8 protein-coding genes are annotated in these 12,655 nt (G+C 47.7%); 1 reads left to right on the top strand and 7 read right to left on the bottom strand.

Annotation, left to right across the window (positions count from 1 at the left end; genetic code table 11):
* Positions 1–3: 3 nt before the first annotated feature.
* The 4 genes from AB1S56_RS07990 to AB1S56_RS07975 all read right to left on the bottom strand — a co-directional run bounded on the left by AB1S56_RS07990 (position 4) and on the right by AB1S56_RS07975 (position 4,595).
* On the bottom strand, positions 4–804 hold the full coding sequence (locus AB1S56_RS07990) for an ExeA family protein (protein WP_367903368.1): 801 nt from the start codon (positions 802–804) through the stop codon (positions 4–6).
* Complete coding sequence (locus AB1S56_RS07985; RefSeq protein WP_367903367.1) at positions 797–2,152, bottom strand: DDE-type integrase/transposase/recombinase; 1,356 nt, start codon at positions 2,150–2,152, stop codon at positions 797–799. Before AB1S56_RS07985 ends, AB1S56_RS07990 begins: the two co-directional genes overlap by 8 nt.
* Positions 2,153–2,198: 46 nt before the next feature.
* The gene (locus AB1S56_RS07980) at positions 2,199–2,621 is read right to left on the bottom strand and encodes a DUF6431 domain-containing protein (RefSeq protein ID WP_340869355.1); all 423 of its coding nucleotides are present in this window, start codon (positions 2,619–2,621) and stop codon (positions 2,199–2,201) included.
* Positions 2,622–3,248: 627 nt separating this feature from the next.
* The gene (locus tag AB1S56_RS07975; RefSeq protein WP_340870270.1) at positions 3,249–4,595 is read right to left on the bottom strand and encodes a sulfatase; all 1,347 of its coding nucleotides are present in this window, start codon (positions 4,593–4,595) and stop codon (positions 3,249–3,251) included.
* A 168-nt stretch (positions 4,596–4,763) separates the two neighbouring features.
* Here AB1S56_RS07975 and AB1S56_RS07970 point away from each other — a divergent pair, with 168 nt between their 5' ends.
* Positions 4,764–5,792: a LacI family DNA-binding transcriptional regulator gene (locus AB1S56_RS07970; RefSeq protein WP_340870271.1), complete on the top strand. Its 1,029-nt coding sequence runs from the start codon at positions 4,764–4,766 to the stop codon at positions 5,790–5,792.
* 11 nt (positions 5,793–5,803) lie between these two features.
* Here AB1S56_RS07970 and AB1S56_RS07965 read toward each other — a convergent pair whose 3' ends face one another.
* From AB1S56_RS07965 to AB1S56_RS07955, 3 genes are read right to left on the bottom strand one after another with little or no spacing between them, the layout of a single operon-like run.
* Complete coding sequence (locus AB1S56_RS07965; protein ID WP_340870273.1) at positions 5,804–8,464, bottom strand: glycosyl hydrolase; 2,661 nt, start codon at positions 8,462–8,464, stop codon at positions 5,804–5,806.
* A gap of 1 nt (position 8,465) precedes the next feature.
* Positions 8,466–10,013, bottom strand: coding sequence for a sulfatase-like hydrolase/transferase (locus tag AB1S56_RS07960; RefSeq protein WP_340870274.1), 1,548 nt, complete (start codon positions 10,011–10,013; stop codon positions 8,466–8,468).
* Positions 10,006–12,564 carry a glycoside hydrolase family 78 protein gene (locus tag AB1S56_RS07955; protein ID WP_340870276.1) on the bottom strand — a complete coding sequence of 853 codons (2,559 nt, stop codon included), beginning with the start codon at positions 12,562–12,564 and terminating at the stop codon, positions 10,006–10,008. Before AB1S56_RS07955 ends, AB1S56_RS07960 begins: the two co-directional genes overlap by 8 nt.
* Positions 12,565–12,655: the final 91 nt, after the last annotated feature.

The following is a 12,655-nucleotide window of genomic DNA, read 5'->3' as shown; positions in this document are numbered from 1 at the left end:
CGTTCATGACAATTCACCCTGAATCACGTGCTTCACCATATGATCGTCAATGATGCGGCGCTTGATCTGGGCTCCGTAGATGAGGCAATGAGTGCTCAACTTGTTGATGAGTCTGGCCGATCCGCCCGAGAATCGGTAAACTTCATTTACCGCCTCATCAGAGAATATCTCATGATTGGTGCCGGCATACGCTAACTGACGCTTCAGATATTCACCGACTTGGGAACGGTCGAAATAGGGCAGCTTGCACTGCAAGTCAATCCGCTGACGAATCGCTGTGTAGGATTGAAGACGAAGCTTTTCCCATAGCTCGTTCTGCCCGACTAGAATTAGCGCCATGGGGCTTTGCGCATCCATCTTGAAGTTGAGGAGAAAGCGCACTTCCTCCAGCATCTCCCGATCGAGCAGATGGGCTTCATCTACGACGACAACCGGTTCCAGTCGATGAATGCCGCGCATGAGTTCCACTTCGCGATGCAACTGACGCTTCGCATCGCCTCGGTAGAACTTCGACTCGCATCCGAGTTGTTCGAGCAACCCTTTGTAGAAGTGGCGCGGCGTTAGCTTGGAGTCCGACAGGTACAACAGCTTATACTTCGCTGCATCCAGCATGGCGGCAAAGCGGCGGACTGTTGTTGTCTTGCCCGTCCCGCAGTCGCCGCTAATGACGGCGAATAATTGGCGCTCAGCAGCGTATTGCAACCGGTCCAGCATCTCTTCCATAGCACTCGCCGGATAAAGCTCTGTCACGGGAATATCCCGAGCAAATGGTGTACGGGTCATGTCGTAGAAGGATTCAAACATCCTTGCCAGCCTCCTTCCTCAGCATGCGGTAGGAGACGGCCGGCGTTTGGGTTTGTGCGCGCTCGTCATGCTTCCGCTCGGCACCTCGGAGCAAGCGGGATTCCGTTGCTGACTGCTTCTGCAAATGCTCTGGAAGGGCCGGCCGCTTGCCAGCCCTTTCTCCAATGATGAGCTCCCGTGCTTGCCAAGGCGTACATCCCTCGTATTCGATCGTCACTTCTGTGATATCTGCCGGGTCATAGACGACTTGAACCGTTTGCCCAATGAACAACAGCCCAACTTCATACTTCTTGCCTTGAAAGCTGATACAGCCGGCCTTATCCACTTTCCGCTGTTCCGCGTGGAGGAAGCTGGCCGCGAGGTGCTCGGAATTTACGAACTGAAGCGCTGCCGGATCGCTCCGAAACGCAGCTTCGGGTGTTTGTTTGTTCGCCAGCGCGGCATGGGGTTTATTCTGGTAGCACTCCGAAAGCCATACTTGGAACCAGTCGTTAAGCTCGGTGAGTGTCTTAACGTTCTCAAGCGCGACCTCGTCCAGAAAGCTCTGCACAGCGCCGTTTAGACGCTCAACCTTGCCTTTACTTTCCGGAGAGTAGGGCTTGGCAAAGAGCAAGCGAATACCGAGTTTCGCGCACGTCCGGTTCATCCAAGTCGTGCGGTATTGCTTGCCGTTGTCGAAGTACACGGCCTCTGGGACACCGTATTTCTCGATCGCTCTTCGGAAACTGTCCTCGACGATGGCTTGCTCCATCGACGCGTAGAAGGCTCCATGCAGCACATACCGCGTCGCGTCATCCACGAATAACACCAGATAGACTTGTTTCTTCGAACCGCCAGGACCAATGGGAAGGTACGGCCCATACTTGATGTCACTCTGCCATAAGCGATTGCGGGACTGCTTCTGAAAGCGCCGCGCGGCCGTACCGCCACCGGCATACATCCGCATCTGCCTTGAACTGTAACCGCGCCTGGTTAATCTCGCCTGCAGGGTGCTGCGTTTAATTATTCCAGGTGCGATCTTCTCCTCCCATTCGAGGATCTGGATAATTTGGCGCACACTCCGCTTCGGCACCTCCCGCCGAAGCAGGATCGCTTCTTCCAGCACCTCAGTTGGTATGGTGTCTGGCAGCGGCTTCCGGCCTTTGGGTTTCGGCTTGAGTCCGTCGAACCCATCCTTGCGATATTCGGCCAAGTACCGGCGCAGCGTCCTCTCTGATAAGCCGGACTGCGCACAAATGGCCGACTTTAACTGAGCCGCCTTCGCCGCATCCAGACCGGATGCTAGGAGCGGCGACAGCAGTTGAAAGCGTTCCGCCGCAACCTTGTCCGATTTCTTTTGTCTGTTCATCCTCATGCCTCCATTTACTAGGGTTAGCATGAGTCTAAAACAAGCTTCAGCGGACAGACAGGCAGAACGGGTCTGTAACCCAAAGATTTAAATTGGCGATGGGGCGGACAGTTCTTCTTAGCCACCCGGCTGCGTCACCGACATACCGTCCTAAAGCGTGGAGTGCGGACTGCGGAGCAACGGACGCTTGCTGCACAGGGAGCTGGAACTGGATGCTAATCGCCTGAAGCGCTGCTGCTGCATACGCCGCCCATACCCGAAACCAAGCCAGCCATCTAGAAAGGGTGGATTCGTCTGCGGCTACTACTAAAGCATCTGGCTCTACTAAGGCATTTTCGATGCTTTCAGCGTCATACCGCTTGTAGGGGACAAGCAGATCTGGCAGCTCATGATGAATTCTTGCGCATGACCTACAGTACAACCTCCGAATGATGAGCTTCGCTCGTTCTCCGCTACTTCTGTACCACACCCGCCCCCGACTGCCCGCTACCTCTAACCAGCAGCCGCAGCAGGGACAGGGAACCAATTCCGCACTCCTAACAAAAAACGCCGGTCGCAGACTCCTTCTCAACCAGCGTGAAATCTGATACAATGACCATATTCTTGGGGTGACGCTTCCGGTTATGCTGCTCGTAACAGCATGACGATTACGGAAGCGTTTCTTCTTTCTTTAGACTGATAGTATGGTCACTATATCGGTCTAATTTCGGACATTTATGAACGTCAACTTCCGGCTATTAATGGACGGCAGAAACACCTCACTGTTAAAATAAAATTATTGTTGCCCTTCATAATCCTCTGACATTTACCACCACCTTGTGAGTTTAAGTACTTTTTCGTTTGCTTTCTATTTCAATGCTATAAAAATAATGAATTCAAAACAATTTATACTTTTCTGTGGCTTAATCAATTGGTAAGCAGGCATATCAGGCAGATAATAACCTTATTCTAATGAATAATCATTTTCTGTAATGTGGATCTGTACGACTACGTCAACTGGCTTAACAAGCATCTGGAGTCGCACCAAAAAACCCCATAATAATGGGGTTTTAAGGCACTCATTTATTCAGACTTCGCACGATCTTAGACGCAAATATCACCCTTCAAAGGGAACTGTGCCATCCTTATCCACTATATATCCCCATTTATGAATATAAGCCTCTCCGGGTAAAAAGTCGTCCTCTCTCTGCTTCAGGAGGCGCATTAATCTTTGATCCAGCTCTTCTTGAAGCTGCTCGTATTGGGGCAAATCCACTAAATTTCTTGTTTGCAGCGGATCCTCCATGTTATCATACAATAGCCATGGGCCTTTCAAATCTTTAACATACGTGTAACGCTCAGTCCGAATGCCTCGGTACTCTCTACCATTTTTAGCCCGTATATACTCGCCAAACGGGTGGGGACACATGATTAACGCTTCTTCTACTTGCAGCGTCTCTTCACCAAGCAGATGCGGCGCATAGTTGATCCCTTCCACGGTCTCGGGAATGCTAAGGCCGCATAACCCCAGCAAGGTAGGCATTATATCCGGTGTATTAAACGGGATGCTTACTTCTCTAGCCTTGTCACCGAACTTGCGCGGGTATTTCAGTAAAAAGGGGACTCGAATGGATTCATCCCACGGTCTTTGCTTTCGTATTTCGCCATGGGAGTGGAGCATATCTCCATGATCGGAGGTGTATATAAATATCGTATCCTCTGCAATCCCCTTTTTTTCCACCTCATTCATTAAGTCCCCCAAACAATCGTCCAAGGCCGAAATATGCGCATAATACCCTGCCAGCTCTTCCCTAGCCTGTTCCTCACAAGCATCCGGAATATTGCCCCTTATGGTTAAGCGCTGTGGATCGTACATATCTCGGTATGCTTTCGGGGCAGTTTCATATGGATTATGCGGCGGCCCCCAAGAAAGCACAAGAATAAACGGTTTTTCGTCATCATATTGAGAAATATAGCTTTGAGCTTCTTTTGTCTGAGCGAATGCATCATAGCCTTCCCATTGCATAAATTCATCTTCATTGCCATAATATTGGGATTCATTATAATGATGAGTGCAGTTTAGCACACACCAATGATCGAAGCCTTGTCTTCTTTCTTTAGGAATGAAGCCTTTTCTATTACCCCCGTCTAAGTGCCATTTTCCGATGTATGCTGTATTATAGCCTCCTGCTTTAAATGCTTTACCCAGAGACACAGCGTTATTGCTTAATTGAACATCATTAACAAACACACCATGAGTCAGGGGATATTGTCCCGTCATCAAACTGGCTCGATAGGGGGCGCATACCGGCATGCAAGCAATAGCCGTGGAGAATCGAAGTCCTTCCTGCGACAACCTATCCATGTTAGGCGTCTTAACATTCGGGTCATTCTCAAACCCTACAGCGTCTGCTCGATGCTGATCGCTAAAGATATATATAATATTCGGTTTTCTTGCATTCATGATTATTCATCCCCTTAAAAGATCTATAGAAGCACTTTCTTGTTACGGATGTAAGTTTAATATATAATATATAAAACGTTTTTATAACTCGACTGACATTACGATGAATGGATCAAATAACGAGCTTACTTCGAAAATGACTTGCTGCCGAAGGGAATGAGCCTGCTAATGGCGACAATTAAAGATATTGCTAGAGAAGCTAAAGTTAGTATATCTACCGTTTCTTTCGCTTTAAACGGTACCGCTCCAGTTGCTGAGGAGACGAAAAAACGTATTATGGAGGCGGTAAAAAAATTAAATTATGTGCCTAGCTCCACAGCTCGCAGTCTTGTCACCAGCAAGACCTATACCATATGCCTATTTATTCCTAATCCCAAGTCAAATATATTCAAATTCGTTGGGAATACCTTGCTGAACGATATGCTTCAAGGCATTGGCGAGGTGATCGACGAGCAAAACTATAACCTTCTGCTCTCGTGGGATCAAGCTTCATCCAGTCATTCGAAGATGGAATCCTTAGCTGGAGCAAAAACGGTTGATGGGTTTTTAATATTTAGTCCCACAGATCAAATGGAGCCTATCTCCTTTCTGATACAACACCATTTTCCATTTGTTTTTATGGGTCCTCAAATGGACAACTTGACCATGAATACCGTAAACGTTGATAACTTTGACATTAGCTATCGAAATACATCACACCTCATAAAGCTAGGGCACAAGGATATCGCTTTTATCAGTCCCGGTTCGCTGGATTATCTTCTTTCGGAAGATAGATACGAAGGGTATAAAGCCGCGTTACAAGACAATAATATTAGGATTGATGATCGTTATTTGTATATAGGCGATTCACGAGAAGAAAGCGGATATGAGGCAATGAAATATTTTCGTCAACTAAAAAAAATACCATCAGCTGTCATTGCGGGCAGAGATATTCAAGCTCTTGGCGTGATAAAATACAGTGCTGAAAACGGACTGCGAATACCGGATGATCTAGCGTTGGTAAGCTTTGAAAACTCAGATATCGCTGAGAAGCATCAAATCACATCCATCTCCACTGAGCTGTACCATATAGGCAAAGAAGCTGCCCGTCTACTCTTAAAGCAAATAAATTATAAAAGAAAGCTGTCTCCTCAAAACTTAATTATTCCTAGCGAGCTTTTCATTCGAAGCAGCTGCGGTTCACAAAAACAGCTTTAGCCCAATCCCAGCTATGAATACAACACTAATTGGGCAGGGCCCAACCAACCGGATGGTGCCGGACGACTTCGATTGCAGTGGTTGTGAACAGCAGCACCAAGGGTGTTCGTTACCTCGAGGGTCAGTGTGTTCTCCCCTTCTTGGAACAGATCGGGTGATACTCTCCAAACATACGGCGGGCAGATCTTCGAAGTCAGCACATTGCTGTTGACTTTCAATACAGCTGTTTCATGCACTTCTCCAAGATCGATGCTGGCATCACCATCATTCATCCATAGCAAGGACTGGGCACTCAATGTAAATCTACATTCATATGTTATTGTACCGCTGAAGGTCTCGAACCCTTCCTGCGCAATCCAGTCACCAGGGACGGGAAGCGATTGGCCGTCATTGAAGGTTGAGATGGGACTGCTGATGTGAATGCATCTCCAGTCAGTTAAAGGTATCTCGCGCGTTCGATCTACCTTGGCCGGTGGTACTTGGGAGGCCTTCGAGCCGTGCGACGAATGGAATACCACGAATAAGCCCTCATAAGGAGCTAGACGCATTGTCATACATGTCTCCCCATTCGCTTGTTGATAGGAGGGTACCGGCAACACTTCACCACTCATGGCATCCCATACCTCCGGACAACCTGATGCGCCAAACGTCACCTCATCCTCAAACACCAGCTGCAAGCTCTCGTTATTAAGGAAAAATATATCAAGACCTTTACGTTCATAATGGCAATAATGCAGCTCCGGGAATGCGTTGAGCAGACGCAGGCTTCTCAGGCCTGAATACTTATCCAGCGTATCAGCCAAACGGTGCAGAGGAACCGGGCCTTCGTTTTCGTTTAATGACCCCGTAAGCGAGTGTATGAGACTATGGCGTCCACGGCAATCTTTATTTACACGGCATTCAACTTGGAGCAGTAGTCCCCCGGCATCGCGAAACTCCAGAAGCCGTTCCAGCACCTCCACTGGCAAGGTTTCAATTCCCGGCAGCAAAATACATGAAAATTGATGCTGAGCTACGCACAACTTACCATCCATGAGACGGCTCCGATTACGATCCATAAGTAAATCCATGGATAGAATGTCGAAATCATATTGATGCTGCATCAGTTCCCTATTCACCTGATCAAGCACCGTCTCATCGCCAGCCCAGTGCGACTCAGCGGGATATAACACTGCGATCCTTGACACATGCTCTGCTTGCTTTAGCATGAGGCAGGATCGATTTGCGTAGTCTGCCCACTTCCTAAAGAAGCCCCATTGCGGGTTACGGCCCCCGGCATAAAAGTGCGGTGGACAATCATCATCCGGAAAGAGTGGAGAAAAGGCATGCGGGACATACCAGTTAGTACCACGCACAGTCATCCAATCGGTCAGCCATTTCATCTCGCGAAGCCCTAGATCCCACCCATAGGCACCAAAATTCTCGCACATAATGAGATCAGTTTGGACTTCAAGATGAGCCTGGGATTGTGCCAGTTTCCCTAGCGTGTAATGGAAAAAATCCGGGTTTAAGCCTTCTCTATAATGCTTGAATTGAGGGTAATTCTCCTCATAGGGCACCAGCTTTTGCTCCGAATCCACCTGACGCAATACGAAGTCATAGCCGCCCATATCAAAGTGACGAGTCGAACGAAAGTAATGCCCCACACCATAACCATGGTGCATATGTGCCTGGTTATCTTCAACAACATGCCCTATAAAGCTTACGCCTTCTGCATGGCACCAGGCTTGAATTCTCGCAAAGAAGTTCTGAGAGAATAGTTGTGTCATTACGTCCATAAAGTCGAAACGAACCGCTCCCGCTCGACCATCAGAATGTTCGTACCACAGCCATTCAATCTCATCGAACAAGTCGTATCCTTTATTTTGGGAAAATGCCTCCCGCATAACACGCGTCCATGGCATACAAGGGGTATCTTCGCCAAACAGGACATCGTAGGAGGCATAATTTTCGAAGCTTGTCTCATCGCCGAAGAAGCCCTGAATCACGCTTCCGAATAGATGTCCATACTGCTCTTTTGTTGCTTCGTAAGTTAACGCGATAAAGCAATCCGTAACTTGCGGATCAAGATAATCCACCATCTTATCGTACATTCGTCCACTCCAAGAGTGCTTAAGACCGAACACATGAATAAGCCATGGGGCCGTCTCTTCACCCATCTCCTGCCAAGACAATAAGCTGTCTATATCGTTAAAGCGTACAGAACGTTCCCATTGTGGATAACCGTCTATTAGAGGCACACACACAAATTTAAAGATGGTGTCCCAAGCACTAAAATCAAGCTTATCAAACGTACACTCCGAAGTATGCCAAGGTATCGTTTCCTTCACGAGCACTTTCATTCGAGCCTCCGGCATATTCTGCAGCACTTTGCCGCCTGCAATACCTGAAGGATAATATTCTTCATCGAATATCCATACCTTCATACCTCGCTTCTGCGCTTCGTCCAGACAGATGTCAAGATCTCTCCACCAGCCTTCACCTAAGTAGTCAGCATGTGGACGGGATTCAATGATGAATCCCGCGCTTCCCCCTTCGTCCATGGCAGCAATCTCCTGACGAATTACAGAGTCTGTCTCCCGAGGGTCACCATGCAGCCACAACAACGGATATATACTTCGTGGTGGAGACAATGACGTGAACTGTTCCTTTAATTCTTTATAGACTTCCATCCTATTCCAATTCCTTTCGACATGTCTCAAATCGCTCTAATCCTTTCAAACCTCTTCTATCATAGAACACGGGCGCCTTCGCCCAAGCTATTGCCAGATGCATCAGCAGCTCAGTTTTCAACTGCTCTCGAATTCCTGTATATCCATCTTGTGAGTACAAATTATTCCATTCGTTTGGATCTTCTACCAGGTCATACAGTTCGCCTAGAATGTCCTGATGATGCGTCCCATCGTTGCCCACTGCTCCTTCCAGGTACAGAATCAGCTTCCATTCCTTTGTTCTCCACATATACGCCGGAGCGGAATGGACGGGTACGCCTTTCCCGTGAAACTCGCAAAACGCGCCTCTTCGCACTGCTTCACCCAACAGATCAAGACCTGGCAGCATCGGATTCCGTTGCAAGCCCGCAACGTTGGACAGCGTAGGCACGAGATCGATTAGTTCGGCCGGACGATCATCCGTGGTCCCTCGTTTGTTCCGGGGAATCGCAGAACCGGATAGAACAAGAGGCACACGCACGCTGCTGTCATACAGGCAATATTTCGAGAAGCGGTATCGCCGTTCACTGAACATCTCACCGTGATCCGAACAGAAGACGATCAGCGCATTATCCAGCACGCCCCGCTCCCGCAATCGGTCCAGTACTTGACCAAAATAATGATCCAGCCATGAGCAATTCGCCCAATAGCGCAACGTAGAGCGACGGCGTTCCAAAGAACTCATCGCTTCCCAGACATCCCGCTTTTGACGATAATCGTCAAGGCTTTCCTGATTAATAGCATCCGTTGCCGCTAGATGCGTATCCGATTCTAGCTCCCATGGCGGCTGCTGAATGTCAGGTATATCTTCTATCCGATATAAATCCTCAAATTCTTGAGGAACATTATATCCAGCATGAGGCTTCAAGAATGATAAATATAGGAACAATGGCCGTTCCGAATCAATTCCGTCCTCCTCAATAAATTGCAAGCATTGCTCGGCCACCCAGCCGTCCCGATGATGGTTCATCGGGATTCTGCTGGTAGAGCCGATATAACCGTTCGCGTTCTCTTCCCCTGCGCCATAATCCTTGGTTTCATCCATGTAGGCCTCCAGCCGCTCAGGATGTGTATCCCCCATCATAATCGCACCTTGCTCGTAGTGGCCGTTCGCGCGAGATAACCCAATCGCCCGATGTTCGAAGCCTCGGGCCGAAGGCTCGGAGACTCCCTCAGCATTATGATTCCAATGGGTTTTGCCAAACCCTGCGGTTTGATAGCCAGCTTTCCTCATGAGCTCCGGCAGCGGGTCAGCAGGCAGCAGCTCTTCATTCGTAATCCCATCATAATTTGTGCGAACCCCAAGCTGGGAGGGATAAAGACCATACATCATGGAATAACGGCTTGGGACGCACATCGGCGCCTGGCATACGGCTTGACTATAAACAATTCCCGCGTCGGCCAGCCGGTCAATATTAGGCGTCTGAATATGCTTATTATATCTTCCTATACAGTCCCATCTCTGTTGGTCCGTCATCAAAAAAATAATGTTCGGCCTCAAGTCAATCATCTCCCTTATATCTAAAGCTATAGTTTCCTGATCCTAAGTGTAATGCAACATGCTCCTCACAACAGTCCCAGCTCAACAAGCCCTCCATAACTGGCAGCATCGAGCCTCCCTCTTCTAATTGCTTAACTTTGGTTATTCCCTTAAAGATTACCTGTGCAGTTGTATTGGGCGGTATAGCAATATTAATCTCCATACCGTCCTCCTGCTTGCTCCACTCCGAGCGAATGGTACCATACAGACTTTCATAGCTAGCTTTCACCCAACTCAGCTCTGATCCAAAGGTTGGATTTATGATGATATGTTTGTAGCCCGGCTGACTTGTTGCTGTGTCGATTCCAGCCACTCTCCGATATAGCCAGTCTCCAACGGCTCCATAAGCATAGTGATTAAACGAATTCATATCATCACTCCAGAAGGAACCATCCTCTTTGATTCCGTCCCAATGCTCCCAAATCGTAGTAGCTCCTTTAGTAATGGCATACAGCCACGAAGGATATTCCTTTTGGAACACTAATTGGTAAGCTAGATGATCATAGCCGAACCTTGACAATACATGACATAAATAAGGCGTCCCGACAAAGCCTGTAGTTAGGTGAACATTATTTTCAATAATTAACTGAGCTAATGCGTCCGCAACTCTTTGACGATCCTTCACTTTGACAGCATCGAACATGAGAGCCAACACATGTGCAGTTTGGGTGTTTGAAATCAACCTGCCATTGGGCGAAATGAACTCATTGTTAAATTCATCCACAATGTGTTGGTGCAGTTGTCCATACTTTGCCGCATCCTCAAAACGATTCAAGACCATAGCTGTTTCTTTCAGCAAATGCGTTGAATACGCGTAAAAAATTGTCGCTATGAGATCTTTGGGAGTCGCTCCCTCATAACTGTTTTCTTTTGCGTCTAAGCCAAGCCAATCCCCAAAGTGGAACCCTGTATTCCAAAGGTATTCATTTTCCCCTTGAAAGCGTATATACTCCACCCATGCCTTCATACTATCGTATTGTTGCTCTAATATTCTTTTATCTCCATAGCATAGATAAAGTGTCCATGGACATATAACCGCCGCATCCCCCCAGGCTGAAGAGGAGTGATCCTCAGCACGCAGCACATGAGGAATTACATGAGGCACGCCACCGTTTGGCAACTGATCTGCCTTAAGATCTCGCAGCCACTTTGTGAAGAATAACGCTGTATTCATGTTGTAGGAAGCGGTTCTCATAAATACATGAGCGTCTCCTGTCCAGCCCAGCCTTTCATCTCTTTGCGGGCAATCGGTTGGAACGTCAAGAAAGTTACCCTTCTGACCCCATACTATGTTTTGTTGCAATTTATTCATCATTTGATCCGAACACTCGAACGTCCCTGTAATCTCATTATCTGTGTGTATCACTTTGGCGGTGAATGTACTGGGATCGAGATCCCCAGGCCATCCCTCAACCTTCACATATCGAAAGCCTTGGAAAGAAAACCGGGGTTCAAACTCCTCTTCCTCACCCCCCTTTAACACATAATTGATCGTTTGTTTTGCGCTTCTTAAATTACCAATATAAAAATTCCCATTGTGATCAAGGACTTCCGCGTGCTGTAATGTAATTCTCCTGCCACGCTCACCGCTCACTCTGAAATGCATCCAGCCCACCATGTTTTGACCTATGTCCAATACCGTCTCGCCTAAAGGCGTTTGAATGAATGAGACGGGCTTAATCTCTTGTATGATCCGTGCAGGCATATTCTCTTGAGCAATCAGTGTCTCATAAGAATGATCGACCATCCTTATTCCCGACCAGTCTGCATCGTTAAAATCAGCTAGATTCCAGCCGTTTTTCTCTAATCGCGCATCGTAGGTTTCACCATGATATATTTCAGACATGATTATCGGTCCAGTTGCCGACCTCCAGTGTTCATCCGATAAAATCATCTCTTCAGTGTCATCTGCATAGGTAATATGCAACTGGCACATTAGCGCAGATTCGTTGCCATATATATTTCGCTGATCTCGATAGGCCAGATTGCCTTTGTACCAGCCCCCTCCTACAAGGGCACCTATGGCATTTATATCTGCATGCAGAAGTTCAGTTACATCATACGTCTGATATTGTAGTCGCTTGTTATATGAGGTCCACCCCGGTGTAAAGTGCCAATCCCCTACTCTCCTCCCGTTAAGGTAAAGCTCATACAAGCCTAGGGCAGTGGCATACAACCGCGCTTTTTTCACATTCCCCTTTAGCGAGAATTCCCGTCGAAGCATAAGACATGCATCATGATTGTCAGCATGACGTGACACATCGTCTGTAATCCAACGGGCAGACCACTCGCCTACACCCAGCATTCCCATCTCCCAGTGATTCACATCACTCCATTCAGAGACCGTATCAAGATCGACCCACACTCTTATACGAAAATAATATCTAGTCCGTGAAAGCAATTCAGGGCCTGAATAGGTAACATGAATAGATTGATCGGAGTCCACTCTCCCTGTATCCCATAAAATATCCGTGACGTTGAAACTGCTCATCGATACTTGAATTTGATATGCCGCCTGCATAACATTCCTGCCGTCGGAATAGAGCTTCCAACTAATTCGGGGATGCTTTACATCTAAGCCCACTGGGTTTCTTCTATACTCGCACCTAATA

The sequence above is a fragment of the Paenibacillus sp. PL2-23 genome (genome assembly GCF_040834005.1).
GTDB lineage: Bacteria > Bacillota > Bacilli > Paenibacillales > Paenibacillaceae > Pristimantibacillus.
This window is presented reverse-complemented; position numbering and strand designations above follow the sequence as displayed.

What these genes read in the sequence shown, in the direction of transcription:
- AB1S56_RS07990 (WP_367903368.1), bottom strand. Translation starts at nt 804, where the DNA reads ATGTTTGAATCCTTCTACGACATGACCCGTACACCATTTGCTCGGGAT.
- AB1S56_RS07985 (WP_367903367.1), bottom strand. Translation starts at nt 2,152, where the DNA reads ATGAACAGACAAAAGAAATCGGACAAGGTTGCGGCGGAACGCTTTCAA.
- AB1S56_RS07975 (WP_340870270.1), bottom strand. Translation starts at nt 4,595, where the DNA reads ATGAATGCAAGAAAACCGAATATTATATATATCTTTAGCGATCAGCAT.
- AB1S56_RS07970 (WP_340870271.1), top strand. Translation starts at nt 4,764, where the DNA reads ATGGCGACAATTAAAGATATTGCTAGAGAAGCTAAAGTTAGTATATCT.
- AB1S56_RS07965 (WP_340870273.1), bottom strand. Translation starts at nt 8,464, where the DNA reads ATGGAAGTCTATAAAGAATTAAAGGAACAGTTCACGTCATTGTCTCCA.
- AB1S56_RS07960 (WP_340870274.1), bottom strand. Translation starts at nt 10,013, where the DNA reads ATGATTGACTTGAGGCCGAACATTATTTTTTTGATGACGGACCAACAG.
- AB1S56_RS07955 (WP_340870276.1), bottom strand. Translation starts at nt 12,564, where the DNA reads ATGCAGGCGGCATATCAAATTCAAGTATCGATGAGCAGTTTCAACGTC.